Annotated in this window: 23 protein-coding genes; 11 read left to right on the top strand and 12 right to left on the bottom strand. The window is 70.0% G+C overall.

The window, feature by feature from the left end; genetic code table 11:
* Together HUW46_RS25610 and HUW46_RS25605 are read right to left on the bottom strand one after the other, a co-directional pair.
* Nucleotides 1-453 carry a roadblock/LC7 domain-containing protein gene (locus tag HUW46_RS25610; RefSeq protein WP_442860852.1) on the bottom strand — a complete coding sequence of 151 codons (453 nt, stop codon included), beginning with the start codon at nt 451-453 and terminating at the stop codon, nt 1-3.
* Nucleotides 450-3,425, bottom strand: coding sequence for a nitrate- and nitrite sensing domain-containing protein (locus HUW46_RS25605; protein ID WP_215550105.1), 2,976 nt, complete (start codon nt 3,423-3,425; stop codon nt 450-452). Before HUW46_RS25605 ends, HUW46_RS25610 begins: the two co-directional genes overlap by 4 nt.
* Nucleotides 3,426-4,191: 766 nt before the next feature.
* Between HUW46_RS25605 and HUW46_RS25600 the strand changes: the two genes are divergently transcribed.
* The 3 genes from HUW46_RS25600 (at nt 4,192) to HUW46_RS25590 (ending at nt 6,930) form a co-directional block, all read left to right on the top strand.
* On the top strand, nt 4,192-5,133 hold the full coding sequence (locus HUW46_RS25600; RefSeq protein WP_215541362.1) for a transporter substrate-binding domain-containing protein: 942 nt from the start codon (nt 4,192-4,194) through the stop codon (nt 5,131-5,133).
* Between the two features lie 74 nt (nt 5,134-5,207).
* Nucleotides 5,208-5,852 carry an amino acid ABC transporter permease gene (locus tag HUW46_RS25595; protein WP_215541361.1) on the top strand — a complete coding sequence of 215 codons (645 nt, stop codon included), beginning with the start codon at nt 5,208-5,210 and terminating at the stop codon, nt 5,850-5,852.
* A gap of 100 nt (nt 5,853-5,952) precedes the next feature.
* On the top strand, nt 5,953-6,930 hold the full coding sequence (locus tag HUW46_RS25590) for an amino acid ABC transporter permease (RefSeq protein WP_215541360.1): 978 nt from the start codon (nt 5,953-5,955) through the stop codon (nt 6,928-6,930).
* Between the two features lie 61 nt (nt 6,931-6,991).
* Here the strand turns inward: HUW46_RS25590 and HUW46_RS25585 are convergent, their stop codons facing one another.
* Nucleotides 6,992-7,672, bottom strand: coding sequence for a copper homeostasis protein CutC (locus tag HUW46_RS25585; protein WP_215541359.1), 681 nt, complete (start codon nt 7,670-7,672; stop codon nt 6,992-6,994).
* Complete coding sequence (locus HUW46_RS25580; RefSeq protein ID WP_442860851.1) at nt 7,669-10,671, bottom strand: nitrate- and nitrite sensing domain-containing protein; 3,003 nt, start codon at nt 10,669-10,671, stop codon at nt 7,669-7,671. Before HUW46_RS25580 ends, HUW46_RS25585 begins: the two co-directional genes overlap by 4 nt.
* Nucleotides 10,672-10,854: 183 nt before the next feature.
* Between HUW46_RS25580 and HUW46_RS25575 the strand changes: the two genes are divergently transcribed.
* Nucleotides 10,855-11,817 (top strand): ABC transporter substrate-binding protein, encoded by a 963-nt coding sequence (locus tag HUW46_RS25575; RefSeq protein ID WP_215541358.1) that lies wholly within the window; start codon nt 10,855-10,857, stop codon nt 11,815-11,817.
* A gap of 44 nt (nt 11,818-11,861) precedes the next feature.
* Here HUW46_RS25575 and HUW46_RS25570 read toward each other — a convergent pair whose 3' ends face one another.
* Nucleotides 11,862-12,503 (bottom strand): TetR/AcrR family transcriptional regulator, encoded by a 642-nt coding sequence (locus tag HUW46_RS25570; RefSeq protein WP_215541357.1) that lies wholly within the window; start codon nt 12,501-12,503, stop codon nt 11,862-11,864.
* A gap of 38 nt (nt 12,504-12,541) precedes the next feature.
* Between HUW46_RS25570 and HUW46_RS25565 the strand changes: the two genes are divergently transcribed.
* From HUW46_RS25565 to HUW46_RS25550, 4 genes are all read left to right on the top strand, one after another.
* Nucleotides 12,542-14,062 (top strand): FAD-dependent oxidoreductase, encoded by a 1,521-nt coding sequence (locus HUW46_RS25565; protein WP_256451381.1) that lies wholly within the window; start codon nt 12,542-12,544, stop codon nt 14,060-14,062.
* A gap of 8 nt (nt 14,063-14,070) precedes the next feature.
* Nucleotides 14,071-15,717, top strand: a complete 1,647-nt coding sequence (locus tag HUW46_RS25560; RefSeq protein WP_215541355.1) for a DNA repair helicase XPB — start codon at nt 14,071-14,073, stop codon at nt 15,715-15,717.
* Between the two features lie 103 nt (nt 15,718-15,820).
* On the top strand, nt 15,821-16,720 hold the full coding sequence (locus HUW46_RS25555) for a DUF4328 domain-containing protein (RefSeq protein ID WP_215541354.1): 900 nt from the start codon (nt 15,821-15,823) through the stop codon (nt 16,718-16,720).
* A gap of 98 nt (nt 16,721-16,818) precedes the next feature.
* Entirely contained in the window at nt 16,819-17,580 is a 762-nt protein-coding gene (locus tag HUW46_RS25550) for a DUF4253 domain-containing protein (RefSeq protein ID WP_215541353.1), read from the top strand.
* A 17-nt stretch (nt 17,581-17,597) separates the two neighbouring features.
* Here the strand turns inward: HUW46_RS25550 and HUW46_RS25545 are convergent, their stop codons facing one another.
* Nucleotides 17,598-17,966 (bottom strand): VOC family protein, encoded by a 369-nt coding sequence (locus HUW46_RS25545; protein ID WP_215541352.1) that lies wholly within the window; start codon nt 17,964-17,966, stop codon nt 17,598-17,600.
* 62 nt (nt 17,967-18,028) lie between these two features.
* Here HUW46_RS25545 and HUW46_RS25540 point away from each other — a divergent pair, with 62 nt between their 5' ends.
* Both HUW46_RS25540 and HUW46_RS25535 read left to right on the top strand, forming a co-directional pair.
* Nucleotides 18,029-18,481: a MarR family winged helix-turn-helix transcriptional regulator gene (locus tag HUW46_RS25540; protein ID WP_215541351.1), complete on the top strand. Its 453-nt coding sequence runs from the start codon at nt 18,029-18,031 to the stop codon at nt 18,479-18,481.
* A 109-nt stretch (nt 18,482-18,590) separates the two neighbouring features.
* Nucleotides 18,591-19,412: a DUF72 domain-containing protein gene (locus tag HUW46_RS25535; protein WP_215550103.1), complete on the top strand. Its 822-nt coding sequence runs from the start codon at nt 18,591-18,593 to the stop codon at nt 19,410-19,412.
* A gap of 6 nt (nt 19,413-19,418) precedes the next feature.
* Here HUW46_RS25535 and HUW46_RS25530 read toward each other — a convergent pair whose 3' ends face one another.
* The 3 genes from HUW46_RS25530 to HUW46_RS25520 form a co-directional block, all read right to left on the bottom strand.
* Complete coding sequence (locus tag HUW46_RS25530; RefSeq protein ID WP_215541350.1) at nt 19,419-21,974, bottom strand: DUF4132 domain-containing protein; 2,556 nt, start codon at nt 21,972-21,974, stop codon at nt 19,419-19,421.
* Nucleotides 21,975-21,979: 5 nt separating this feature from the next.
* Complete coding sequence (locus tag HUW46_RS25525) at nt 21,980-22,372, bottom strand: hypothetical protein (protein WP_215541349.1); 393 nt, start codon at nt 22,370-22,372, stop codon at nt 21,980-21,982.
* 126 nt (nt 22,373-22,498) lie between these two features.
* Entirely contained in the window at nt 22,499-23,071 is a 573-nt protein-coding gene (locus HUW46_RS25520; RefSeq protein ID WP_215541348.1) for a type 1 glutamine amidotransferase domain-containing protein, read from the bottom strand.
* Nucleotides 23,072-23,154: 83 nt separating this feature from the next.
* On the opposite strand from HUW46_RS25520, the gene HUW46_RS25515 reads away from it, so the two are divergent.
* Complete coding sequence (locus HUW46_RS25515; protein ID WP_215541347.1) at nt 23,155-24,093, top strand: o-succinylbenzoate synthase; 939 nt, start codon at nt 23,155-23,157, stop codon at nt 24,091-24,093.
* A 3-nt stretch (nt 24,094-24,096) separates the two neighbouring features.
* Here the strand turns inward: HUW46_RS25515 and HUW46_RS25510 are convergent, their stop codons facing one another.
* The 3 genes from HUW46_RS25510 to HUW46_RS25500 all read right to left on the bottom strand — a co-directional run bounded on the left by HUW46_RS25510 (nt 24,097) and on the right by HUW46_RS25500 (nt 26,850).
* Entirely contained in the window at nt 24,097-24,885 is a 789-nt protein-coding gene (locus HUW46_RS25510) for a transporter substrate-binding domain-containing protein (protein WP_215541346.1), read from the bottom strand.
* 50 nt (nt 24,886-24,935) lie between these two features.
* Nucleotides 24,936-26,402, bottom strand: coding sequence for a class I adenylate-forming enzyme family protein (locus tag HUW46_RS25505; RefSeq protein ID WP_215541345.1), 1,467 nt, complete (start codon nt 26,400-26,402; stop codon nt 24,936-24,938).
* 178 nt (nt 26,403-26,580) lie between these two features.
* The gene (locus HUW46_RS25500) at nt 26,581-26,850 is read right to left on the bottom strand and encodes a hypothetical protein (RefSeq protein WP_215541344.1); all 270 of its coding nucleotides are present in this window, start codon (nt 26,848-26,850) and stop codon (nt 26,581-26,583) included.
* Nucleotides 26,851-26,966: the final 116 nt, after the last annotated feature.

Raw genomic sequence — 26,966 nt, 5'->3', positions numbered from 1 at the left:
CTAGGGGCGCGCGGCTCCCTGCAACTGGGCGCGCAGCTCCGGCGTCAGCTGCTGACCGACCCGGTCGACCAGCAGCGTCATCTCGTACACCACCAGCCCGATGTCGCTGTCCGGAGAGCCAAGCACCGCGAGGCACGAGCCGTCCGAAACCGACATCAGGAACATGAAGCCGTTCGCCATTTCGACGACCGTCTGCGCGACGGCCCCGCCCTCGAACACCTTCGCCGCGCCGCGCGCGAGGCTGGTCAGCCCCGACGCCACCGCAGCGAGCTGGTCCGCTCTGTCCTTGGGCAGTCCGCGGGAGGCCGCAAGGAGCAGCCCGTCGGCCGATACCACCACAGCGTGCGCCGCGCCAGGAACGCGATGCACGAAGTCCGTGATGAGCCATGCGAAACTACCCGGCTGCCCGTGCTGCTTCGGCGAGCCGGGCTGCATTGCGCCAGCCCGTGTCACTCCTCACTCCTCACTGCTGTGCCGGACGAGGAGTGCTGCTCCCCGCCACTGACCGAAACGCCTTCTTCACCATCGGCCGTCTTCTCGTGCAACGCGTGCCGCCCGGTGGTGTACCCGCGTTGGAAGCTCACCATCCGGTTTCGCGCCGCCGACGCCGACCGCGCGATGGCACCCTGGCCAGGCTGCCCCACCGTGGTGTCGCGGAAGGCGTCCGCCTCACCAGTGTTCACCGAGCCCGGGACCAAGTATGCGTTGGGCACCCGTTTGGGCAGCCCGGCCGTGGTCATTTCCTCGTTCTTCTGCTCGAGGAGTGATTGTGCGGCCTGCCAGCCGTCGTCGGAGGCGCTGTGCCAAGAGTCACTCGACAAGTAGTTCACGCCCACCTCCTCCGATTCGGCCGGCGGTGCTTCTTCGTAACCGGCGCCCGCGTCGCTCACCGCATCCAGCTCACCCGCGGACTGCTCGGTCATGGCCGGGTCCTGCCGCTCCTCCGGAGCGGGCGATCCGCCTGCTTCTTCCTCGCTGAACCACCGCGAGAGCACCGACTGGTAGATCGGCAGCCTCCTGGTCGGCACGTCGTCGTCTAGTGCGCTGCTCTCCTCGGCGCGCTCCGGCTCCGGCGCCGGTGGCTCCGGCGCGACGTAGCGCGGCTCGCGCTTCGGCAACGCGAGCGAGAACTGCGTCGTCTCACCCGAGGACTGCCCCGGCTGGCCGAGCTGCCCGGCGGCACCGTTGCCGTTGCCCGCGTGGCCGAGTCCATTCTGGCCGACGGGAGGTTGTTCCGCCGCCGCCTGCCCGGGGCTGAGGAACGGCCCCGCCGCGCTCTGCGCCCCGCCGACCAGATCGTCGAGGCTGATCGGCTGGTCGAGCGGGCGCAGCTCACCGGGTTCGGCGAGCGACCTGTTCGACGGCGGCGGGGTCGGGGCCGGAGCCGGCTCGACGGGTTCCGGTTCCGACGGCCTCGACGGCGGGGGCGGCGTCAACGACGAGATCGACGGCAGCGACGACATCGACGACGCCGAGGACGGACCGCTCGGCGAAACGGTGCTGATCGGGGGCAGGCTCGGCGAGGAGGTCTCCTGCCGTGACGGCGGCCGCGGCCGGTTGTCCGAGGTGACCGGGCCGAGCAGCTCGGCGGGCACCACGATCCTGGCGATGATGCCGCCCTCGATGTCCTCGTTCTCGCGCAGCCGCACCTCGATGCCGTGCCGCTGGGCGAGGCGCGCGACCACGTAGAGACCCATCCGCCTGGTCACCGAGACGTCCAGGTCCGGCGGGTCGGCCAGCCGGACGTTGGCCTCCGCGACCTGGTCGCCCGACATCCCGACGCCGCGGTCGGTGATCTGGATGGCGAGCGCCTTCTTCCTCGTCACCACCGCGCGGACGCTGACCTTCGTCTCCGGCTCGGAGAAGTAGGTCGCGTTGTCGAGCAGTTCGGCGAGCACGTGCACGAGGTCGTGCACGGTTAGCCCGCGAACCGCGACTTCGGGGATCACGCCGACCTCGACGCGCGCGTACTGCTCGATCTCGGACACCGCGGCGCCGATGACGTCGGCGGCGGGCACCGGCTTCGGCACCGACTTCGCGAGCCCGGCGCCGGAGAGCACCAGCAGGCTCTCACCGTTGCGGCGGAGCCGGGTGGCGAGGTGGTCCAGTTCGAACAGGCTCGCGAGGTGGTCGGGGTCCTGCTCGTCGGCTTCCAGCCGGTCGATGACGCCGAGCTGGCGTTCCACCAGCCGCTGCGACCGGCGGGACAGGTTGACGAAGATGCCGTTGACGTTCTCGCGCAGCATGGCCTGTTCGGCGGCCAGCCGGACGGCCTGCGCGTTGACCTGGTCGAACGCGCGGGCGACCTCGCCGATCTCCTCGGTGGTGTGCACCGGGAGCGGGGCGATCGCGCCGTGCACCGCGGCGGCGGGATCCGATTCGCCCATGATCCGGTCGACGGCCTGGGGCAGCTCGTGCTCGGCGATGTCGATCGCGCCGTACCGCAGCTTGCGCAGCGGCCGCAGCAGCGAGCGGCCGACGACGAACATCAGCAGCAGCGCGACCAGCAACCCGGCCACGATGATCGCGGACGTGATGAGCACGCTCGTCCGCTCCTGGCTGACCAGCGCGCCGGTGTAGCTCGCTTCCTCGGCGAGCAGATCGCCCTCGACCTGCTGGAACTTGTCCAGCGTCGCGGCCGAGGTGTCGGCGACGAGCTTGGGGTCGATGCCGAGCGGGGCGCCGGACTGCGCGCGCAGCAGCGCGAGCTGCTGGATCTGGAAGCGCTGGGAGACCTGGTCACCGGAAAGGGTGTTGGAGTACAGCAGCCGCGCTTCCGGCGTCGCCACCCCGGTGAACCGGTCGATCGCGGCGATCAGGTTCGCCTGCGCGGTGTTGATGTTCGGGAGCTCGTTCGACTTGAAGGTGTCGAGGATCGCGCCGTACCGCAGGTAGGTGTTCTGCTGGGCCGAGTACTCCTTGGCGTCCGAGAGGAACGTCAGCGCCTCGTGCCGGTTCTGCAGCCCCTTGTCGGTGACGTCGGAACCGAACTCGTCGCCGACCTTCAGCAGCGCGTCGATGACGGCGCCGTAGGCCTGTTGCGCGGCGAGCGGGATGAACGAGGGGTCGCCGGCGGAGACGCGCAGGGTGTCGAGGCCGTCGAGGCGGGTCAGCGCCTGCTGGTACTTCTGCGTCGTGCTGTCGTCGCCGATGTCCGCGACGTCGTCGGAAGCGTCCCTGACCGCGGACGCGGCCGTCGACGACTCCCTGATCCGCTGGTCGAGATCGCCGCGATCGCCGCGGCTGGTCGCGATCCACGCCGCCATCGAGTCACGCTCGGTCTGCAGCTTCTGGATCGCGTTCGCGGTCTTCTGCGTGAGTTCGACCCGCTTTTCGGCGCGATCGTAGACGGCGATGTTGGCGAAGCCGTCGTAGACTCTGAGACCCGCGAGGAACAACGCGGCCACCGTCGGGACGACGAACACGGTGATGAGCTTCCGCCGGACCCGCCAGTTGGAGAGTCCCTTGGTCGGCCGTGCGTCGTCCGATCTGCGTGCGGGCCGCGCCTCGGAGATCCGGTCAGGTCCGGTCGAGTCGTCGTGCTCGATTTCCGCGGCACGGGCATCCGCCGAGGACACCGCATTGCGAGCGGGCTCCCCACTCGCGAACTGGGGCACCGAAGACTTCCTTCCCGTTCGAGGCTCAGCATTGTTTCCATCGGGCTTCCGCGAACAAGGCAGCCGGTGGCATCCCCCTCGACCGATCGCTACCCCAGCGACCAGTCAGTCAGGCCGCAGGTCACCTGATTGGGGGCGAGGGTATCGACTACCGCCGAGAAAAGAAAGCAGTGGGTGCGGTTGTCCATACCATCGACGGATGCCTGTGCGGATGCACGTGAAACAGCGTGTTCCCCACACGTCTACCTACTCGTCAGTTTTGCTCTCACCTGTACTAACGCTATCGGATGACGCGCTGACGATGATCAGGGCTGGCTTCGGGGTCACACCTTCTTGAACGAAGGACAACGATCCGGCTGTGCTCGCTTGACGACGCGCGGTGGACTAGTCCATTCTTCGCGCGACGGCCATGATCAGTCACCCGATCGCGGTAGGGGCCGGTTGCCATGTGCACCGTGAGTAGTCGAGTGTCGCTGGTCAGTCGGTCACACCGCCAGTCGGTAACCAACGCCGGTCGCGAGACCGGTGGCCGCCACCTCCCCCCAGACTGGATCAAGGACGGAACGAGGCCCACATGAGCTTGGCGTCATCGACGCGCAGAAAGATCGCGGCGCTCGGCGCGGTCTTCACCATCGGAGCGGTGTCCGCCTGCTCCGGCGGGGACAACGCGGTGCCGGGTGGTACCGGCCAGCAGCAGCAGGTCGCGCAGAGCCTCATCGACCGCGCCCCGGTCGCCAGCGAGGCGGAGCTGGCCTCGAGCCCGACCGCGCAGGCGATCAAGAAGCGCGGTGAGCTGGTCGTCGGCAGCGTGCTCGACACCCCGCTGCTCTCCCAGCAGAACCCGACCACCGGTGAGGCCGAGGGCTTCGACGCGCTGATGAGCAAGATGCTCGCCAAGTACATCATCGGGGACCCGAACCGCAAGATCGTCAACGGCACGCCGCAGACCCGGGAAGCGCTCCTGATCAACGGGACCGTCGACACCGTGTTCATGGCATACGGCATCAAGCCGGAGCGCGCCGAGAAGGTGGGCTTCGCCGGGCCGTACTTCGACTCCGGCACCGCGATCGCCACGCTGAAGACCAACAACAACATCACCAAGGCCTCGGACCTCAACGGCAAGAAGGTGCTGATCCTGTCCGGGTCGAGCGCGGTCGAAGAGCTCAAGACCGTGGCGCCGAACACCGCCAGCGTGCAGCAGTTCCAGAACACCCAGGAGGCCGTGCAGGCGCTCGAGCAGGGCAGGGGCGACGCGTTCGCCAGTGACCTCGTCGCGCTCGCCGGTGCCGCCTACACCGACGACAAGATCAAGGTCGCCAGCTCCAACGTGTTCGTTCCGGAGGCCGAAGGCATCGGCATCAAGCGTGACGACAACACGTTCAAGAAGTTCATCAACGACTGGCTGAAGAAGATCCAGGAGAGCAAGCTCTGGCAGGAGGCGTACAAGGAGACCTTCGGCAAGGCGCTGCCGAACGTGCCGGAGCCGCCGAAGATCGGTGGCGTTCCCGGTACCTGACGCGCTTTCCCTCCCCCGGGGCGCGCTCCGCGACCGCGCGCCCCGGGTGCACCTCCTCTTCTTGACAGGGCGGCATGAGTCAACTGACCGAGTCACTCGGTGATTTCGGCAACGGCCTTCTGACCACCGTGGAACTGGCCGGAGCCTCCTTCGCCGGCGCCGTCGTGGTGGCCGTCGTCGTGGTCACCTGCCGGATCGTCCCGGTGCGTCCGTTGCGCCTGTTCGGCACCGCGTACGTGGAACTGTTCCAAAGCATTCCGTTGCTGCTCTGGCTCGCGCTGGTGTTCTTCGCGCTGCCGGAAATCGGCGTCGAATTCGGCGCTTTCGCCAGCGTGGTGCTGGCTTCTTCGCTGTACCAAGGCTCTTACTACGCCGAGGCCATCCGCTCCGGCGTGAACTCGGTGTCGAAGGGGCAGGCGGAAGCGGCACGCGCGCTGGGCATGAGCACGCGGCAGTTGCTCACGAACATCGTGCTGCCGCAGGCGTTCCGCACCACCGTGCAACCGCTGACGAACATCACCATCACGCTCGTGCTGGAGACCGCGCTCGCCGCGACGGTGGGTCTGCTCGACCTGACCGAGGCCGCGAACCGGATCAACTTCCGCACCGCGGAGCCGATTCTCGTCTACACCGGCGCCGGGCTCTGCTACGCGGCGATGGCGGTGGTGGTCTCCACGATCGGCGGCAGGCTGGAGCGCAGGATGGTGATCCACCGATGAGCGATGACGACCGCAGGGAGGAATCGCTCCAGAAGACACAGTGCGCTTGTGCCTCGCAGGTGTTCTCCCGGACCGAGGAACGAGGGGCGGGAGAACACCTGTGAGTTCCAGTGATTTCCTTTTCGATGTTCCCGGGCCGAAGGCCAAGCGGCGCATCAGGATCGCGACCATCGCGTCCGTTCTCGTCGGGGCCGCGCTGCTCGCGCTGGCGCTCGTGCAGTTCGGGAACCACGGCCAGCTCGCGTTCGGCCGCTGGCGCCCGTTCGGCACCTGGCCGATCATCAGCTATCTGTTGCAGGGCCTCGGCGGCACCGCGCTCGCCGCGGCACTGTCCACTGTGCTCGCCGGTGCGCTCGGCCTGCTGCTGGCCTTCGCCAGGGTGTCCGGGCCGCGCCCGGTCTCCTTCCTCGCCAGGGCGTACATGGAAGTGATCCGGGTGCTCCCCGGGCTGCTCCTGATCTACGTGGTGCTGTTCGCGCTGCCGCCGCTCGGGCTGGAGATGTCTCCACTGTGGATGATCGTCACCGCGATCACGGTGTACCGGGCGACCCAGTTCGGCGAGATCTTTCGCAGTGGCATCCTTTCGCTCGACCGCGGCCAGGGCGAAGCCGCGCTCGCGCTCGGGATGAGCAAGTCGGGCGCCATGCGGCACGTGATCTTCCCGCAGGCGCTGCGGCGCGTGACGCCGTCACTGGTCGGCCAGCTCGCCGGGATCGTGAAGGACACCGCGTTCGGCTATCTGGTCAGCTACGCGGATCTGCTCTTCCTCGGCAAAACCCTGTCGAACTACAACCACCTGCTGATCCAGACCTACCTGGTGATCGCGCTCGTCTACTTCCTGGTCAACTTCGGGCTTTCCCGGCTCGCGAGGTGGCTGGAAGCGCGGGAGCGGCGCAGCGGGCGGTCCGCGGTGCTCGCCACCGATCCGGACGACGAGCTCGTGGTGCCGCCGGTGCCGGGTGCCGAGCACGCGCCGGAGGCGGAGCTGGCCGCGGCCGACGCCGCCGAATGGGAACTCGCCGAAGAGGTCGAACGGCTCGACGAGATCCCCGAAACCACGAAACTGGACGGCCGCTAGTGCGCTGAAGGCCACCGTCGCTGCTGTGATGGTGGCCTTCAGCGCATCGGGTTCCTCGCGGCTACGCGAGCAGACCCGCCCAGCGGCGGACCGCGGCGACGTCGACCGGCTCGTCCCAGCCCGCGGTGCGGACCCCGCTGCCGACGTGGAACGCGTCGAGGCCCGCTTCGCGCAGCGACGGGATCTGCTCGGCGCGCAGGCCGCCGCCGACCAGCACCCGCGGCCCCGCCTCGCGGACGGCGAGCTTGCGCAGCAGGTCCGCTCCCGCCGCGACACCGCCCGCGTGCCCCGCGGTCAGCACGGTGTCGCAGCCGAGTTCGAGCAGTGCCGCGTGCGCGGCCAGCACGTCGCGCGCGTGGTCGACCGCGCGGTGGAACGTCCACTTCAGCCCGGGAAGCACGTCGGCCAGCGCGTGGCACGCGTCCAGGTCGACCTCGCCGTCCTCGGTCAGGAACCCGAAGACGAATTCGCGGGCGCCCACGTCGGCGAGGCGCTTCGCGGTGTCCTTCAGCGTCGCGAGGTCACGCGGTTTGAACGAGTCTTCGTCGCGGAGCATCACGCGCACCGGCAGCTCCGTCGCCTCGAGGACCGCCTCGACCACCGAATCCGGCGGGGTCAACCCGTCGCTGGCTATGTCGGTGACGAGCTCGAGCCGATCCGCACCGCCTTCCTCGGCGTGCTCGGCGTCGCGCGGGCCGAGCGCGATCACCTCCAGCAACGTGGCTTTCGCACCCTGCGTCATTCGCGCTCCGTCTCCGTCCTGGCGTGCCTGCCACGCCTGGTGCCATTCTGCAGGCTCGCCATCCGGACCCGCACCGCGTCCGCCGCGCGGGAAACCACCGGCTTGTCACCCGGTTCGCGGTACTGCTCGTTGTCGTCGGCGTCCGGCCACCGGGGTTCCGGCTCCGGCGCCTGCCTCGGCGACGGCGGTTCTTCGGCACGGCGGCGCGCGTGGTCGGCGTGCACGCGGGGTTCGGGCGGGAAGTCCTCGGCGGCGGGCTCCGGCCACCGCGGTTCGGGCGGCTCGGCGGGGATGGGCTCGGTCAGCACGGGACCGGTGGCGGCCTGTTCCAAGGCGGTCTCGGCCCAGACGGGGCCCGGCCAATCCGGCTCCGGTTCGGGCTTCCTCGGCTCCGGCCACTGCAGTTTCGGCCATTCCGGCTCGGCGTCGTCCGCTTCCGGCTCCGGCCGCGGGTCCACCGGTTCGGCGACCGGTTCGCGGCGGGATTCCTCCGGCCACACCGGTGCCAGCTCCGGCGAGGTGACCTCCGGCCAGTCCACGGCGCCTTCCGCGGGCCACGTCCCCTGGCGCGGTTCGGGCGCGGGCCGGTCCGGCTCGACGACGGGTTCCAGAACCGGTTCCGCGTACGGTTCCACGCCGGGTTCCCCCGGCTCCGGTTCCGGTTCCCACAGGCCCCAGCTCGGCGCCGGTTCCGGGCCGGCCACCGGCAGATCGGGGACGCGCTGCTCCGCCGCGGCGAACCACTGCTCGAGCAGATCCTGGTACGCGGGCATCCGCTCGGTCGGCTCGTCGGGGTCGAACTGGTACGGCTCGGCTTCCGGCCACGACGGCGCGGGCTCGGACTCGACCGGCGCGCGGCGGGGCTCGCTGAACGGTTCGCTGAACACCGGCAGCGACGGCAGCTCCTGCGGCAGCGGGAGCCCGGCGGGCGCGTCCGGGCTCAGCACCGTCGACACCGCGACGGGCTCCGGTGCCGCGGCGGCCAGTTCCGGCGCGGGCAGCCCCACCGGCGGCGTGCCGATCAGCAGCGACGGCGGCACGACGACCGTCGCGGCGAGCCCGCCGCCGTCGGCGGCCGCGAGCCGGACGGTGATCTTGTGCCGCCTCGCCAGCCGCGCCACCACGTACAGGCCCATCCGCCTGGACACCTCGACGTCCACTTCGGGCGGTTCGGCGAGCCTGGCGTTGGCGCGCGCGATCTCCGGGTCCGGCATGCCCGCGCCGCGGTCGGTGATGAGCACGTGCCACGACGCGTCCGGCGCGATCGTGCCGTACACGGTGACCACGGTGTCCTCGCCCGAATACAGCGTCGCGTTCTCGAGCAGCTCGGAAATCACGTGCACGAGATCGCTCGCCGGCTCGCCGCGGACCTGGAGATCGGGCACGCCGAGCAGTTCGATGCGCTGGTAGTGCTCCACCTCGGACAGCGCGGCGCCGATGATCTCCTCGGCGGCGACCGGGCCCGGCGCGACGCGGTCGAGCTCGGTACCGGACAGCACGAGCAGGTTCTCGCTGTTGCGGCGCATCCTGGTCGCGAGGTGGTCCAGTTCGAACAGTCCGCCGAGCGTTTCGGAGTCCTGTTCGTCCGCTTCCATCCGGTCGAGCACCGAAAGCTGGCGCTCGACGAGGTTTTGGCTCCGCCGCGAGAGGTTCACGAACATCGAGTTGACGTTTTCGCGCAGCAGCGCCTGTTCACCCGCGAGCCGGACCGCTTCCCCGTGCACGGCGTCGAACGCACGCGCCACCTGTCCCAGTTCTTCGCGGGTGAACACCGGAACCGGTGCCACACCACGGTTTCGCGCGTTTTCGGGGCGCGGGTCGGCGAGGATGTCCTGCACCGCCTCCGGCAGCCGGTGCTCGGCGACTTCGAGCGCGCTGCCCCGCAGGACGCGCAGGGGCCGCAGCAGCGAGCGCGCGATGACCACCGCGAGCGCCGCGGCGAGCAGGAGCGCGCCCAGCACGATCCCGCCGTCCACCAACGCGGAAGTGCGCGCCCGCTCGGCGAGGGTGTCGGTGTGCGCCTGCGTCCGCGCCTGCATCGCGTCGGCGACCTTGCGCGCCAGGTTGACGGTGTAGGTCGCCGCGGTGTCCCAGCGCGCCGGGTCGAGACCGGCGAGACCCTGGTCGTTCTGCGTGCGGGTGAGCGCCGACTCGACCATGTCGTTTCCGATGTCGACGATCAGCCCGATCACCGTGTCGTCGTACATCCGCTGCTGGTCCGGGCTGGCGAACTTGCGGAAGTCGTTGCGCGCGGCGGAAAGCTCCGCGTCGGCACCGAGCAGCGCCCTGGTGCCGTCCGGCGAAAGCGAGCCCTGCTCGAGCGCCTGCGCGAGCACCGCGCGCTTGATCGACATCTGGTCCTTCACGCGCGCCAGCGCGTTGGCGGCGAGCCGGAGCCGCGCCAGGTCCGGATCTGTAATCCCGGTGACAGCTTGATCGTTCATGTCGAGCAGGCCCGAAATCAGCTCGCTGTACGAACGCAAGACCGCGTCGGCGGGATAAGCCGAATGTTCGCCCGCGAACCGGAGACCGGTCAGCACGCCGAGCCGGGATTCCGTCTGCCGCAACGCGGTTACCGCCTGCGACGGCAGTTTTGGCGTCTGCGCACCGATTTCCTTCGAGAACGCGGCCGAAGCGGCGTCCACCCGGTCACGCTGCGCGCGCAGTTCGGCGGGATCGGCCTTCCGTCCACCCGCGACGAACCGGACGGTCAGATCGCGTTCGCGCTGGAGCTGGTGCACGACCTCGGCGATGGTCCCGTCGACCCGGCCCCGGGCGGCCAGTTCGGCAAGCTGGTCGGCGTGATCGAGGTCCTGTTTGGCGTGCAGCCCGGCGAGTACGACGACGGTGATCGCCGGAATGAGCAGCACCGCAAGGAGTTTCGTGCGCAGGCGCCAGTTGCGCAGGCGCCACCGGCCGCCTGCTTCGGCAACTGCACTTGCATCGTGCGACGCGTCCGCCATCGCGTCGTCACGCGGACGACTTCGCCGACGGGCCACAGACTTCCTTCTCCAAACACGGTGCGAGCACGACCGAGCGCGCTCCGAAACCTACTGGAGGGTAGCGATATCTGGCATCATGCGGAAGTCGCCCACCCTGGCGCGGCACCCGGCGATGGTATTGGCACCGCCCCCTAAGCTCCAGCACGGCCCCGGAAAGATCCCGCGATACAAGAGGATTTCATGCGCGCAGTCACCGCAGTGCTCGTGCTCGCACTGGTGGTGGTGAGCGGGTGCAGCATGTTTTCCGGCGGTGGCGGTGAGAACAAGATCACTCCCGAGCGCAGCACCTTGCGCGTCGGGGTGGGTAACGGGATCGACACCGCCCCGTTGCGGATGGCGGTCGCCGACGGCGCGTTCACGCGCGCCGGGCTCCGCGTCGATCTGGTCGAGGAACCGGATCAGGACAGGGCGCTTTCCCGGCTGGCTTCCGGCGATCTCGACGTCTCCTTCGCCAGCGACGTCGCCTTGTTCAAGGCGGCCGCCGCGGGTGGCGCGTTCCAGCTCCAGGGCGAGGCTTACACGTCGTCGCAGTACACGATGGCGCTCGTGACGCTGCCAGGTTCGAAGTACACCGACCCCGCCAAGAAGAAGACCACGACGATCGCCGTGAACATGCTCGACGACCTCGGCACGCTCACGACGCGCTCGATGCTCGCGGCGTCCGGGGTGAACCCGGAGAAGGTCAAGTTCGTCGTCCGGTCGTTCGAGGAGATGCCGGACGCGCTGCGGGCAGGCGACGCCGACGCGGCGTGGATGACGGAACCGTTCATCACCAAGGCCGCGGCACAGCTCGGCGCGAAGATCGTGGTGGACAGCGCGCGCGGCGCCACGATCGACTTCCCGTTGTCCGCCTACGCCTCCAGCGGGCTGTTCGCGCAGTCGAACCCGCGGACGCTCGCGCTGTTCCGTTCCGCTTTGGGCGAAGCGCAGCAGCGCGGCGACGACCAGGGCGCGGTCCGCCAGGCGCTGCCCCGCGTCGCCGGGATCGACCAGACGACCGCGGCACTGGTGGCGCTCGGCTCGTACCCGACCTCGCTCAACGCCGTGCGGCTGCAGCGCGTCGCGGATCTGATGCACAGCTCGGGAATGCTCGCCAACCGCCTCGACGTCCAAGCGCTCCTCCCGAAGGGCGACCTCCCGTAGGCGGGATCGCCCCCGCGCGCATTTAGCGGGCTAAACGTCGTGGCTCACTCACCCAGTCCGGCCGCGGCGAGGCCGCCCGCGAGCAGCGCGAACCCGTGCTCGGCGGCTTCGACGGCCCGCGGGTACCGGTCGTCCGCGCGTTCCCCCGCGCGCATCCGCTCGCCGTTGGTGTTCTGCAGGGTCCACAGCACGCTGATGATCTGCGCGGCGGCCAGATCGGCGGTGAGCGCCGGGGCGCCCGCCGTGTCGCGGAGCGCGTCGGCGAGCGCCTGCCTGGCGTTGGCGTTGTACTGCAGCATCCGCGCGGCGAGCGCGGGGGTGCCGCCGACCATGCGGTAGAGCGCGAGGATGGCGGGCCGGTCGTTGAGCCCGGTGATGGGGTCGCGCTGCCGGAGCCCGTCGAGGAAGTGCTCACGCAGCGCGCGCAGCGGGGACACGCCGTCCGCCCGCGCGGCGACCACCCTGCCCGCTTCGGTCTCGTGGTCGGCGAACCGGTGCACCACGAGGTCTTCCTTCTTCGGGAAGTAGGTGAACAGGGTCCGGCGGGACACCTCGGCCTTCTCCGCGACCTCGGCGACCGGCACCTGGTCGAACCCCTTCTCCAGAAAGAGCGCGATCGCGACCTCGGAGATCGTCTCCCTGGTACGCCGCTTCTTTCGCTCCCGAAGGCCCTCTTGCTCACTCACGGAAGTCACCCTAGCAATGTTCTACACCCAGGGCTATATTGCACTCAGGCTACTTTTGCACTGAGGAGAGAATGATGACTGACGTGGTGATCATCGGAGCGGGCCCCGCGGGACTCACGCTGGCGTACGAACTGGCGCTCGCGAACATCGACGTGGTGGTGCTCGAACAACGCGAAGAGCGGCTCGAACAGGTCAAAGGCGGCACGATGCAACCGCGCACCGTGGAGCTGTTCGATCTCAGAGGGCTCGTCGAACCGCTTGAGGAGCACACCTACGAGCGACAGCGGGTCGGCGGGCACTTCGGCGGGCTGCCGGTGCCGCTCGACTGCTCCGGCTGGCACACCCGCCACCCGACGCCGGTGGGCCTTCCCCAGTGGACGATCGAGAAGGTTCTCGAAGAGCACGCTGTCGCTCTCGGCGCGCGGGTACTGCGGGGCAAGGCGGTGACCGCTGTCGAGCAGAGCGAGTCGTCGGTGACCGTGCGCGCCGGTGACGAAACCTTCGAAGCCCGCTACGTCGTCGCCTGCGACGGCGCGCGCAGCACCGTCCGCAAGTTCCTCGGGCTCCCGTTCCCCGGCCGCGACGGCACCTTCACGGCCACACTCGCCGACGTCACGCTCACCTCCACCTCGGACCTCGTGCCGGAGCGCGCGGCGCACTTCAGCGAGCTGACGCGGACGGCGAACGGTTACTGGGCAATGCTCGTGCCGGTCGGCGGCGACCTGTACCGGCTGACCGTCGGCGCGACCGACGGGCCGACCGAACGGGACTCGCCGGTCACCGAAGCCGAGATCACGAAGGCCCTCACGGCCGTCTACGGGGAGGAGACGCGACTCGGGCGGATCCTGCACGCCTCGCGGTTCAGCGACGCGACGCGCCAGCTCGAGCAGTATCGGCACGGGCGGATCCTGTTCGCGGGCGACGCGGCGCACATCCACCCGCCGTACGGCGGGCAGGGGCTCAACCTCGGCGTCCAGGACGCGATGAACCTCGGCTGGAAGCTCGCGTCGACCGTGCGCGGCCACACCGACGAGAGCCTGCTCGACACCTACCACGACGAGCGGCACCCGCCCGCCGCGGCCGTGCTGCACCACACGGCGGCCCAGCGCGTGCTCGCCGGGCCCGGCAAGGGCGAGGACGTCGCCGCATTGCGCGACGTCCTGACCGACCTGCTGCGGGTGCCCGAGGCGAACCACCTGATCGCGGGCCTGATGTCCGGCCTCGCCCTGCGGTACGACCTCGGCGGCGGGCACCCGCTCGTCGGGCACCGGATCCCCGACGCCGACCTGGTGACCGCGGGCGGCCGGACCAGGGTGGCGGAGCTGTTCCGGGCCGGGCGCGCGGTGCTGCTCGACCTCTCCGGCGACTCGGACGCCGTCCCGCTGGCGCACCCTGCCGTCGACGTTTTGCCCGCTAAATGCGCCGAAGACCTCGGGGCGGCCAGGGTGTTGGTGCGGCCGGACGGGTACGTGTGCTGGGCGGGCGACGGTGATCCGGCCGCGGCGGCCGAACGCTGGTTCGGGCACCCCGGCCGGTTCTGTCGTGGCGGGAACGTATAAAGGAGGTCGTGACCGATGGCCCTCTGATCGTCCAGTCCGACAAGACCGTCCTGCTCGAGGTCGACCACCCGATGGCGGATGACGCGCGGATCGCCATCGCCCCGTTCGCCGAGCTCGAGCGCGCACCCGAGCACGTGCACACCTACCGCGTCACGCCGCTGGCGCTGTGGAACGCGCGCGCCGCCGGGCACGACGCCGAGCAGGTGGTCGACGCGCTGACCACCTACTCGCGCTTCCCGGTGCCCCAGCCGCTGCTGATCGACATCGTGGACACGATGGCCCGGTTCGGCAGGCTCCAGATCGCCAACCACCCCGCGCACGGGCTGGTGATGTCCACGACCGACCGCGCGGTGCTCGAGGAGATCCTGCGGCACAAGAAGATCAGCCCGATGCTGGGCGCGCGGATCGACCAGGACACGGTGATCGTGCACCCGTCGGAGCGGGGGCGGCTCAAGCAGGCGCTGCTCAAGGTCGGCTGGCCCGCCGAGGACCTCGCGGGCTACGTCGACGGCGAGGCACATCCGATCGAGCTGGACGAGAGCGACTGGTCGCTGCGCGAGTACCAGCGCCAGGCCGCGCAGGCGTTCTGGGCGGGCGGTTCGGGTGTCGTGGTGCTGCCGTGCGGCGCGGGCAAGACGATGGTCGGCGCGGCCGCGATGGCCGAGGCGAAGGCGACCACGCTGATCCTGGTCACGAACACCGTGGCGGGGCGGCAGTGGAAGCGCGAACTGATCGCGCGCACTTCGCTGACCGAGGAGGAGATCGGCGAGTACTCCGGCGAGAAGAAGGAGATCCGCCCGGTCACCATCGCGACCTACCAGGTGATCACCCGCAAGACCAAGGGCGAGTACCGCCACCTGGAGCTGTTCGACTCGCGGGACTGGGGCCTGGTCGTCTACGACGAGGTGCACCTGCTGCCCGCGCCGGTGTTCCGGATGACCGCGGACCTGCAGTCGCGGCGCAGGCTCGGGCTCACCGCGACGCTGGTGCGGGAGGACGGCCGCGAGGGCGACGTGTTCTCGCTGATCGGCCCCAAGCGGTTCGACGTGCCGTGGCGCGACATCGAAGCGCAGGGCTGGATCGCGCCCGCGGTGTGCACCGAGGTGCGGGTGACGCTCACCGACGCCGAGCGCCTCGGCTACGCCACCGCGGAAGCGGAGGAGCGCTACAAGCTCGCCGCCACCGCGAACACCAAGACCGCCGTAATCAAGTCCATCGTGGACAAACACAGGGGTGAGCCGACGCTGGTCATCGGCGCCTACCTCGACCAGCTCGAAATGCTCGGCGACGAGCTGGACGCGCCGGTGATCCAGGGCGCCACCCGGAACAAGGAGCGCGAGAAGCTGTTCGACGAATTCCGCCGCGGCGAGCTCAGCACGCTCGTCGTGTCGAAGGTCGCGAACTTCTCGATCGACCTTCCCGAAGCGTCGGTGGCGATCCAGATCTCCGGCACCTTCGGCTCGCGGCAGGAAGAGGCGCAGCGGCTCGGCAGGCTGCTGCGGCCGAAGGGCGACGGAAGGCAGGCGCACTTCTACTCGGTCGTTTCGCGCGACACCGTGGACACCGAGTACGCGGCGCACCGCCAGCGCTTCCTCGCCGAACAGGGCTACGCCTACCACATCATCGACGCCGAAGACCTGCTCCGCCCGCTCTGACCCGGGCGGATAGCTTTCCGTTGCTGCGCAAGGAAACTCGCGGCGACGCTGGGTGCCATTTCCGCGGGGAGGGCTCCCGGGCGCGAGGGCTACCTTCGCCCGGGTGACCGAATACCCGGGGAACCAGGGCGATCAGCGTTCTCACCTGCCGCCGCGTGCGCCGGCCGGAAAGGCCGACCGGCCGCGGCACCAGCCGCACCGGCTCCGTCGGCCCGATTCGGCGGCCCCGGCTCGGCAGGCGCCCGCGGTGGACCACGAGCGACCGGCGCCGAAAGACCCCGGCCGTGACCGGCCGCTCCCGCGGAACCCGATTTCCGGGACACCCCCGCGGGTGCGGTGGTTGTCCGCGTGCGGGGGCGCGGCGACCGCGCTGATCTTCGTGGTCGCCGCGCTCGACGTGGCCTGCACGGCCGTGACGTGGAATCTCTTCACGAAACTGACCGGCGCGACCTCGAGCCGCACCGCGTACGAGGACGTGTACGACCACGCGGAACCGTTGACCAGCACCGTGCACTGGATCCACCTCGCGGCGGTCGTGCCCGCGGGGGCCGCCTTCCTGATCTGGCTGAGCCGTGTGCGGGCCAACGCGGAGCTGATCTGCGCCGCGCCGCATCGGCTGTCCTACGGCTGGGCCGTCGGCGGCTGGTTCTGCCCGGTGGTCAGCCTGTGGTTCCCGCACACGGTCGTCGCCGACATCTGGAAGGCCAGTGATCCGGGGACCTCGCCCACCGCGGTCAGCCTCCGCACGCGCCCCACCGGGAAGCTCGTTTCCGCCTGGTGGATCACGCTCCTGCTCGGCACCGCCGGTCTTCGCGGCTACCTGCTCGCCGAAGACCAGAACTTCCGGTCCGCCAGCACTCTTTCCGGCGCGCTGCACCGGAGCATCGTGGCGGGCATCCTGTCCTCGGTGCTGGTCGTGACCGCCGCGGCGTGCGCCGCCCTCATCATCCGGCGGATCACCGCCTGGCAACTGGCCGCGGCGGCCGGGCACGGCGCCGCCTGAACGGCCGCCCCCGTCCGGGGGAGGCGGACGCCCCGAAACTGTCATACCATCGAACTAGTGTTCGAACAGTCTTGGAACACGACCGTGGAGGGGTTCACATGACCATCGCACCGTTCCCGCCGCCGGCTCGCTCGCGTGAGCTGGACATGCCGCCGGGGCGCTGGCACGGGCGGCTGTGGGTGTCGGACGGCCCGCTCACCGATCCCGGCTACTTCCGCACGTGCGTGGCCGATTTCGAGCGCACCATGCTCTGGCCCGTGCTCATCCCGCACGACCTGCGCTTCGCGGCCAACGGCGAGGACTGGATCGACGACAGGGGCCGCCTCGCCCCCGCGGACGGCCGGATCGGCGCGGCAGACCCGGAACTGGTGCTGTCCCGCTGGTGGGATCCGAGCTGCTGCGACCGCCGCGACTGCCTGCGCCCGTTCGGCGCGACCTTTCCCGGGCTCGCCAAGCGGACCGCCCGCGGGGTCGACCCGATCGCCGAGGCGGGCAACACCGGCTCGGTGCTCGCCGCGCGCGGGCACTACCGCCTCGGCCTGGTGGAAACCGAGCGGCCCGCGGACATCCCGGCGCTGCTGGGCTGGACCGGGATGATCAAGTCCACCGACGACGTCGCCGCGCTTTCGGCGGTCATGCGCACCTGGGAAGACCGGTTCGGCGCGACCCTGATCGTGCTCGGCTTCGACGCGCTGGAACTCTCGGTCGCCGCGCCGCCGAAGAACCAGAGCCGCGCGCTCGCCGTCGCCGCCGAGCACCGCGCGTTCAGCCTCCGCAGCTTCACCGGCCAGCACAGCAACCTGCGCGAGTTCGCGGCCGCGCTGGTCCACAACCGCCACTGGCGGTTTTCCTGGGACTGACCGGGAAACCGGCCTCGTCAGGTGCGGTCGTGGAGCGTGACGTGGTAGCCGTCAGGGTCGGCGAAGGTGAACGTCCGGCCGAAGGGGCCGTCGATCGGCGCGGAGACGATGGGGTGGCCGTCGGCGACCAGGGCATCGTGAATGTCCTGGACGCCGGTGGCGTGGAGCCAGATCGCGGCACCGATGCCCGGCTGGGCGACGGAAGCGAGATCGGTGCCGGGAATGACGTCGCGGAGCGCGAACGCGATCGGCTTCGTCTCGAAGACGACGGCGTGCGGAGGTCCGGCAGGCGAGCGGACGAGGCCGAGGTACTGCTCGTAGAACGCCTGCGAAGCGGCGAGGTCGCGCGCCTGAAGGGAGATGAAGTCGGGGCCGGTGACGGGCATGATCGTGATCCTCTCTCGATGTCAGCTTCCTGACATAGCTCAATCTATGTCAGAATGCTGACATGAGTCAAGACGGTGTCGACCTGAAGACGTCTCTGGGCTACCTGCTGAAAGAAGCGTCGAGCGCCCTGCGCGTGGCCATGGAGGAGGTGCTGCGGCCGCTCGGCATGAACGTGACGCACTACTCCTGCCTCGAACTGCTGGCTCAACGACCGGGCCTGTCGAACTCCGAACTGGCGCGAGGCGCGTTCGTGACCCGGCAGACGATGAACGTGCTACTCCAAGCCCTGGAACGAGACGGTTACGTGACCAGGCCCGCGGAGGCACCCGTCGGGAAGGCTCTCCCCACGCGGCTCACGCCCCGCGGCAGGCGAAGCCTGGAGAAAGCGACCGTGGCGGTCCGGTCCGTCGAGCTCAGAATGCTGGCCGGGATGACCGAGGCCGAGCAGGCGACCGCGTTCCGGGTTCTGCGGAACATGATCCGGTCCCTGCGCGAAGACGAGGACGGCGCCTAGACCACCGTTCACCCGGAGGATCGCCGCTCCGCGTTTACTCCTGCGGCGCAGGGGTTAACCCGTCGCACGGGGTCGGGTTCACGGGAGGTGCGTCATCGGCGGGATCAGGATCGGCACTTCCGGCTGGCGTTATCCGCCGTGGCGAGGGGTCTTCTATCCGAAGGGCCTGCCGCAGCGGCGCGAACTCGAATACCTTTCCCGGCAGGTCGACACGGTCGAGATCAACGGGTCGTTCTACTCGCTGCAGCGGCCGGAACGGTATCGGGGATGGTTCGACGAAACGCCGGACGACTTCGTGTTCGCGGTGAAAGGCGGCCGGTTCATCACGCACATGAAGCAGCTGCGCGACGTCGAAACCCCGCTCGCCAACTTCTTCGCCTCGGGCGTGCTGGCGCTCGGGCACAAGCTCGGGCCGTTCCTGTGGCAGCTTCCGCCGAGGATGGCGTTCGACCCGGATCGGCTCGCCGCGTTCTTCGACCTGCTCCCCCGCACCACCAGGGCGGCGTCCGCGCTCGCGAAGAAGCACGACGGCAAGCTCAAGGGCGACCCGTACACGAAACCGGGAACTCAGCGGGATCTTCGGCACGCGCTCGAAGTGCGACATCCCAGTTTCGACAGCCAAGAATGCGTGAAACTGTTGCGGGAACACGACATCGCACTCGTCGCCGCCGACTCCGCCGGGAACTGGCCGAGCCTCGACGAAGCGACCGCGGACTTCGGTTACGCCCGCCTGCACGGAGACGAAGAGCTGTACGCGAGCGGCTACACCGACGCCGCGCTGGACCGCTGGGCCGAGACCATCCGGGCCTGGCGGAAAGCGAGCCGCGACGCCTTCGTGTACTTCGACAACGACATCAAGGTCAAGGCCCCCGGCGACGCGCACAGCCTCGCCGAAAAGCTCGGCGTGCGCATCGAATCCGATCAGGGCTGAGCGCGCTCACGGCAGCCCCGCCCGGAGCTGGCGGGTGATGGACGGATCGGTGATCGCGTCGTCCTCGGCGAGCAGGAACGCCTTGGACAGGATGACCGCGAGCCTGCCGTCCCCTTCGAACGGGAGGAACACCTTGCCCGGCGCCTTCGGGCGATGCGCCGGCACGATGCACAGGTAGGTGTCCGCGGGGCTCATCAGGATGTTTCCCGAGCCGAGGTGGATCCGGTAGTCGCGGATCCGGCCGTGCACCACCAGGAACCGGTCGGTCAGCTCGGCCCGGTCCGCGATCTTCGTGCGCGGCAGGAGGCGCTGCAAGGCTTCCCTCCGCACGTTCGCCGATTCGGTCAGGTCCCCGAAGGCCGCCCGCTCCCAATAGCCGCGGTGCCCGCCCACACCACCGTCCACCCAGGTCGGGTCGGCCGCGATCGAGGTCACGCCGACGAACAGGTCGACGTCGCGCATGGCCTCGCTGAACACCAGCGCGGGCACCCTGTCCACAGTGGACGGAAGCCAGCCGCCGGACTCGTCGCGGCGTTCGAAGCGGACCTGGTCCGTCGCACACAGCTGGGGGACGTACTGGCCGCCGTTCTCGTCGGCCAGTTCGAAGGAAAACGAAGCGCGCCAGCCGGTTTCCGCGAACTCCTTCGCCGCGCACGCGTCGAACCCGCCGTTCCAGTAGCCGAGCTGCCCGCCCACCCAGCCTCGCGTGCGCATCAGCGCGTGCGCCTGGGGGTAGCGGAGGATGTGCGCGGCGAACCGGTTCGAGTAGGCCGAGGTGGCTTCTTCGGCGGGCGTGACGAGGTAGATCTCCCGGAATGCCTGCTTGAACGGCTGCGCGAATTCGAGGTCGGCGAACCGCGCGCGCCACGACCGCACCTCCGCGAGCGGCACCCGCAGCGGGTGCCACAACCGGATCTCGTCGTCGGCGACGACGGCGATCTCGGTCTCCCGGTGATCACGGAGGCCGCCATCGACCGGAAGCCCAGCCAGCCATTCGCCGTCGCGCCGGACCTCCCAGATCAGGCTCCTGGCGAAGACCCCGACCACCGGATGCTCGGCGTAGCAAGGGAACCAGTCCGCCGCGGTCCACGTGCGCTCGGTGACCATCAGCTCTTCCAGCCGGGTCCGCTGGCTCGCCACGACGTTCTTGACCTCTTTCGCGAGCGCGCGCAACTCGGCCAATTCGTCGGTGTGCCGCTCCTTCACCACCGCCGGGATGGTGGTCCGCTCCTTGCCCGCCGCGTCCCGCCAGCGCAGCACCAGTTTCGGCACCGGCGCCAGGTCGAGCACGGCGACGTGCTCGCCGACCGGCACTTCGCGGTGCCCGCGGCGGTCGAGGCCGAAGTCCGGGACCGACCGCTCGACGAGCTGGGCGGGGGTCAGCCCGTCCACCGCGGCCGTGGCCTCCAGCGCGGCCGACACGTCCGCGGCCAGCGGCCGGTTCTTGATCTTCGCGCGGCAACGGGTGAGTTGCGCCGTCACCGCGGCCGTACTGTCCACTTCGGACTCGGCGCGGGCCGCCAGCACCAGCACCGCGGCGCGCGCGACCGGGGCGCACCGGGAGTCGGCACCCGAACCGCCGAACCCGGTGCCGGTGTGCACCGCGACATCGCCGAGGAGAGGCGCCACCCACGGCTCGCCGACGTCCGCGAGCAGCCACACCGCGGCGCGCAGCAGCGGACTCGTGTCGGCGTGCAGGAAACGCCACGTCCGGTAGGCCTGCCCGCCCCAGGCGTGCTCCTCGCCGGACTCGCGGTGGGCCAGCAGTTCCGTCAGGAGGACCCGGGCGAGTTCGGCGGCGGGCACCGCGGCCTTCAGGTCCGCGAGCCCGCGCAGCCAGGTCTTCTTGGGCCGAACGCCCTGCCCGTAACCGTCCAGGTACCGCAGGACGCGCGCCGCGGCGGGTGCGCCGAACGCGGTGACCACCGCTTCGCGCGCGGCCCTGCCGTAGGCGTCGCCGTCGTGCAGGATCGACGGCGGGATCGCCGTTTCGTCGGCGGGGAGAAGGGCACGAAGCCTGCTCAACGTACGGCGGCGCACCGGGGGATCCCACGCCGTCTCCTGGCCGATCAGCTCGGCGAACCGGTGGAGCGCGGGCAGCACCGGCGCGCGTTCCGCGGGCGAGGCGCGCTCTGCCGCGGAAAGGGGCAGCTTGACCAGCCCGATCGCGGCGCACTCGCCCTTGGCGAGGGTGAGCGAATACTCCACCAACCAGATCAATTCGTCCGTCGTCCAGGCGAGGCGGCGGTTCGCCAGCGCGGTGAACAGTTCGTCGTGCGGACTCGCCTGGTAGCCGCACTCCCGGTATCGCACCCCCGAGAGGCCGAGCGTCGCGAGCGCGAGCATTCCGGCGGCACGGCGCCCCACGTCGGTGGCGGCCTCGACGCGCTCGCGAAATTCGGGCGCGTGCTCCCACCGGTGGTTCCTCGCCAGGAACGGCAGGCACCAGCCGCCGTGGCACACCACGAGATCGCGCAGTTCCCGCGGCATCACCACATGTTTGAGCAGCCCCGCCACGTTCCCGCGCGCGGCGGCCTTTTCGAGTCTTCGCCGGAAGTCCATCGCGCTCACCCGCCCGCGAGCGGGACGAGCCGGACGAAACTGACCCGCGTGTCCGCGCTCAGCTCGACGGTTTCGTCGAGGCTTTCCACCTGCCGGTCGCCGACCAGCACGAAGAACCCGTTGCCCGCGAACGCCTTTTCGGCGATCGCGGCCTGCTTCCCCCAGTCGAGCTGCCGCGGTTTTCGCAGCAGGTAACCGTTCGCGGTGATCTCGGCGTCGGTGGGCCGCACCAGACCGCGGAAAACCGCTCTCGGGCGTGCGTTGTGCGCCTCGACCTCCGCGCGGACGCGCAACCGCACCAGCTCGCGCACGGTGACGCGCGAGGGCACGTCGGGCACGGTGAAATCGGCGATCTCCCGCCCTGTCGCGGTTTCGTCGTGAATGACCAGTGTGGCCATGATTCCTCCCCAGGTTTCTCGGTCTGGGAAGAACCGTAGCCGCGGGGTCCGACAGTTCCGGACGCGAAGAAGGCCGCCTTCCCAGCCGGGGGCAGACGGCGGGGGAAGGCGGCCACGCTCACCGCGTCAGGCGCTGCGTGCCTGCGCGCGATGCTTGCCTTCGGCGAACTCCTCGACGAGCTTGTCGCAGAACGCGGGAAGGTCGTCGGGATTGCGGCTGGTCACGAAGCCCGCGTCGACCACGACCTGCTCGTCGACCCATTCGGCGCCCGCGTTGCGCAGATCCGTTCGCAGGCTCGGCCACGAGGTCAGCCTGCGACCGCGCACGACATCGGCTTCGATCAGCGTCCACGGCGCGTGGCAGATCGCCGCGACCGGCTTCTGCTGCGCGAAGAACTCCCCGACGAAGCGGACGACGTTCGGCACCGTGCGGAGGTAGTCGGGGTTCGCCACCCCGCCGGGCAGCACGAGCGCGTCGTAGTCGCCCGGCGCGACCTCGGTGACGACCTTGTCGACCTTGAACGTGTCCGCCTTGTCCAGGTGGTTGAAGGCCTGCACGGTGCCGGGCGCGGTCGACACCAGCTCCGGCTGCCCGTCCGCCTTTTCGACGGCCTTCCACGGTTCGGTCAGCTCCACCTGCTCGATCCCCTCCGGGGCGACCAGGAAGGCGACGCGAACTCCGGTCAGCGTGTCCGGCACTGGCGTACTCCTTTCTCGGGTGGCTCACCGGGGACCTACCCGGGAAGCGGCGGTGCCCAAACATCACGACCTAGGCTGTCTTGGTGGACGTCTACGCGATCAGCCTGCACAACCGGTTCCGCGGCATCACCGTGCGCGAAGGCGTGCTGCTCCGCGGCGAAGCGGGCTGGGGCGAGTTCTGCCCGTTCGCCGACTACTCCGACGCCGAATGCGCGCCGTGGCTGGCGTCCGCGTCCGAAGCCGCGGACGTGGGCTGGCCGGAGCCGGTGCGCGAGCGCGTCGAGGTCAACACGACGGTGCCCGTGGTGGCACCCGAACGGGCGTACGAACTGGTCGCCGCGTCGGGATGCCGGACGGCGAAGGTCAAGGTCGCCGATCCGCGCTCACCGCTCTCGGGTGACTGCGAACGCGTGGCCGCGGTGCGCGACGCGCTGGGCCCCGGCGGCGCGATCAGGGTGGACGCGAACACCGCGTGGGACGTGGAAACCGCGGTGCGCGCGATCAAGGACCTCGACCGCGCGGCGGGCGGCCTCGAATACGCGGAGCAGCCGTGCCCGTCGATTGAGGAACTGGCCGCGGTGCGCCGCCGCGTCGACGTGCGGATCGCCGCGGACGAGTCGATCCGGCGCGCGGAGGACCCGATGAAGGTGGCCGTGGCGGGCGCCGCGGACATCGCGGTGCTGAAGGTGGCGCCGCTCGGCGGTGCGCGCAGGGCGCTCGAAGTCGCCGAAGCGTGCGGCCTGCCGTGCGTGGTGTCCTCGGCGGTCGAGAGCAGCGTCGGTCTCGCCGCCGGTCTCGCGTTGGCCGGTGCGCTGCCGTCGCTCGACTTCGCTTGCGGGCTCGGCACGCTTTCCTTGCTGCGCGGGGATGTCAGCGCCGCGTCACTGTCCCCTGTGGACGGTTACCTGCCGGTGCCGCGCGTCGCGCCGGAACCCGATCTCCTCGACGACGTGCGCGCGGACGAACAGACCCGGCGCTGGTGGCTCGACCGCCTCGACCGCGTGCGCGCACTGTCCCGTTAGGATTCATCCGAGCCACGGTTTCGCGAACGCGGCGTAGGTGCCGTCGTTCAGCGCCAGGTGCAGCCACTGGTCCGCCCACTGCTGGAACACCACGTCGCCGCGCGGCAGGAGGTAGGCCTTCTCCGCGAAGGTGAACGGCTGGTCGGGATGCACCGCGCACAGCTCGGGGTGCTGCTTCGCCTGCCACTTCGTTTCGGTCGCGTCGGTGATCATCAGATCCGCGCGCCCGGCGATGACCTCGGCGAAGATCGTGTTGTTGTCCGGGTGCCGCACGATCGTGGCGCGGTGCAGGTTCGCGTCGGCGAACTGCTCGTTGGTGCCGCCGGGGTTGACGATCGCCCGCACCCCCGGCTGGTCGATCTGGGCCAGCGTCTGGAACTTTCCGGCGTTTTCGCAGCGCGTGATGGGCGTTTTGCCGTCACGGACGTAGGGCGCGCTGAAGAATCCGGTCTTCGCCCGGTCGAGCGTGATGGAGACGCCGCCCATCGCCAGGTCGCAGCGGCGGCCCACGTCGTCGGCGACGGTCTTCCACGTGCTCGGCACGATCGTGAGGCGGACGCCGAGCTTCTTCGCGAAGTCACCGGCCATGTCGACGTCGATCCCGCTCCACGCGCCGGTGGCAGGGTCGCGGTAGGTGAAGGGCCGGTAGTCGCCGGTGCTGCACACCTTCACCTCACCGCGGCGCTGCACCTGGTCGAGCCTGCTCGACGGGCCGGGGTGCTCGGGCGCGGCGGCCGCGGTCCCGATCCCCAGCACCGCGAGCAGCACCGCCGCGAGCACTTTTCCAGTCATGCCCTTCACCCTGCCTTCGTCGCTCTACCGGAACGAAGACATGATGCCCCTCAGACGAACTGGTCGCCCTCCGCGCGCAGCTTCCGGCGAAGGATCTTGCCGTTCCCGTTGCGGGGCAAGGCGTCCAGCCAGACCACGTCATGCGGGACCTTGTAGAAGGACAGGTGTGCCTTGGCCAGTTCGATCAGTTCACCAGCCAGTGACTCGTCGCCTTTGTCGGTGGCGACCGCGTAAGCGCGCAGGCTGGTGTCGCCCGCGGAGCGCCGCACCGCGCTGACGGCCGCTTCGAGCACGCGAGGATGGCTCTCCAGCAGCCGCTCGACCTCGCCGGGCACCACGTTCTGCCCGCCGATCACCTCGACGTCGTCGAGCCTGCCGTGCACGTGGATGACGTCGTTTTCGTCGATCGAGGCCAGGTCCCCGGTGCGGTACCAGGTGTCGTACTCCTGATTCGGGCCGAGGCTGCCCTTGGCGACCCCGCGCGTGACGAACGGGGCCTTGATGTGCAGCTCGCCCCGCTCACCGGCGGGCACGTCCTGCCCCTCGGTGCCGACGATCCGCACCGGGCGGCCGTCCCACGCGGGCCCGACCGCGGAGGGCACGTCGTAGTCGACGGGCCTGCCCGCGGCGATGCCACCGATCTCGGTGGCGCCGTAGGCGTTGAGCAGGCGATCGCCGAGGATCGGCACGAGCTTCTCGCGCAACCGCGCGGTGAGCACCTCTCCGGCACAGGTGACTTGCCGCAGGTTTCCGAGCACCTCGGCATGCCCGGGTTCGAGCAGCAGCCGCGCCAGGAAACTGGGCTGGCCGAAGAAGAGCGTGGCGCCGTGACGGCGCATGAGTTCGAGCGCGACGGCCGGGGTGGCCCGTTCGCGCGAGAGCACCGAGGTCTGCCCGATGCCGAACGCGGCGAACACCGAGGACCCCAACCCGCCCAGGAAGTACATCCTGGACACCGAAAACCCGACGGTGCCCGGCGCGCTGACCGGCCGCGGGCCACCCATCTCGTCGAAGTTGCGGTGGCGGAGGAAGCACAGCTTCGGCGCGCCCGTGGTGCCGGAGGTGAACAGGGCCAGCGCCGGGGCGTCGGCGTCCTGGTGGAACCCGGACTCCGGTGCGGCGGCGGCGAGCCGGTCCACCCGGGTGGTCGGGACCAGCCCGGAGTCGTCGAGCCAGCCCGCCGTTTCCGGGTCGACCACGGCGAGCGCGGGCTCCGCCGTCCCCACGTCCCTCGCCAGGTCTTCCCGGCTCATCTGGACGTTGACCGGCACCGCCACGAAACCGGCCTGCCAGGCGCCGAGCAGGCACCAGACCATCTCGACGCTGTCGGGCAGGGCGAGCAGGACCCGATCACCGGGCTTCAGCCCGGCGGCACGGTACCCGCCCGCGACTCGCGCGGCACCCTCGAAAACCTCGGCGAGCGTCCACGACCGCTCGTCGGCGATGAAGGCGACGTTGTTCTCCCACCCCTGTTCGCGGACGTGCTCCAGCAGCGACTGCGTCAAATTTTCGGGCATAGCGGCAGAAATCTCCTCCCCCGGCGACCTGATACCCACCAGCCTTCCAGAAGGTTCGCCGGGCCGCCGCTTCCTACCCCGAAGGTTGCCCGAAACGCCAAAGTTCCTTCCCCCCGGCCGGTGGTGGGCGGGCCGTTGGCCCTGAAAGTGACCTTTGGGGCGGTAGATGCCCCGAAGGTCACTTTCGGGGCATCGTGTGCGCGCCGAGGATCAGGACGGTGTAGCGGTTCGCGGCCAGCCAGCGCGCGCACGAGGCACACGTGTCCCAAGGCGGGAGCAGGGAATGCTTCTGCGACAACAGATCCCGCCGGTGCGCCGACGCATGCCACCAGGTGTGCCCCATCGGCACGAGGAATTCCTGCCCCATTTCGCTCGCCAGATACAGGTGCGCCAGCAGATCACCCGAATACCACCGCACCACGACGCGCAGACTCGGCGGCGGGCTCACTCCTCGTCCTCGTCGACCGGGCCCGTGCCATCGAAATCGTCGACATTCCCCTGGATATCGCGATACCAGCTCATGGCATGACATTCGCGGAAATCGGGCACCGCGGGCACGGCTGA

The sequence above is a fragment of the Amycolatopsis sp. CA-230715 genome, from assembly GCF_018736145.1.
Classification (GTDB): domain Bacteria; phylum Actinomycetota; class Actinomycetes; order Mycobacteriales; family Pseudonocardiaceae; genus Amycolatopsis.
The sequence above is the reverse complement of the archived record's forward strand: the minus strand, read 5'-3'. Positions and strand labels throughout refer to the sequence as shown.

Coding starts and splice junctions, on each gene's coding strand:
- HUW46_RS25600 (WP_215541362.1), top strand. CDS start 4,192: ATGAGCTTGGCGTCATCGACGCGCAGAAAGATCGCGGCGCTCGGCGCG.
- HUW46_RS25595 (WP_215541361.1), top strand. CDS start 5,208: ATGAGTCAACTGACCGAGTCACTCGGTGATTTCGGCAACGGCCTTCTG.
- HUW46_RS25585 (WP_215541359.1), bottom strand. CDS start 7,672: ATGACGCAGGGTGCGAAAGCCACGTTGCTGGAGGTGATCGCGCTCGGC.
- HUW46_RS25575 (WP_215541358.1), top strand. CDS start 10,855: ATGCGCGCAGTCACCGCAGTGCTCGTGCTCGCACTGGTGGTGGTGAGC.
- HUW46_RS25550 (WP_215541353.1), top strand. CDS start 16,819: ATGACCATCGCACCGTTCCCGCCGCCGGCTCGCTCGCGTGAGCTGGAC.
- HUW46_RS25545 (WP_215541352.1), bottom strand. CDS start 17,966: ATGCCCGTCACCGGCCCCGACTTCATCTCCCTTCAGGCGCGCGACCTC.
- HUW46_RS25540 (WP_215541351.1), top strand. CDS start 18,029: ATGAGTCAAGACGGTGTCGACCTGAAGACGTCTCTGGGCTACCTGCTG.
- HUW46_RS25530 (WP_215541350.1), bottom strand. CDS start 21,974: ATGGACTTCCGGCGAAGACTCGAAAAGGCCGCCGCGCGCGGGAACGTG.
- HUW46_RS25525 (WP_215541349.1), bottom strand. CDS start 22,372: ATGGCCACACTGGTCATTCACGACGAAACCGCGACAGGGCGGGAGATC.
- HUW46_RS25510 (WP_215541346.1), bottom strand. CDS start 24,885: ATGACTGGAAAAGTGCTCGCGGCGGTGCTGCTCGCGGTGCTGGGGATC.
- HUW46_RS25505 (WP_215541345.1), bottom strand. CDS start 26,402: ATGCCCGAAAATTTGACGCAGTCGCTGCTGGAGCACGTCCGCGAACAG.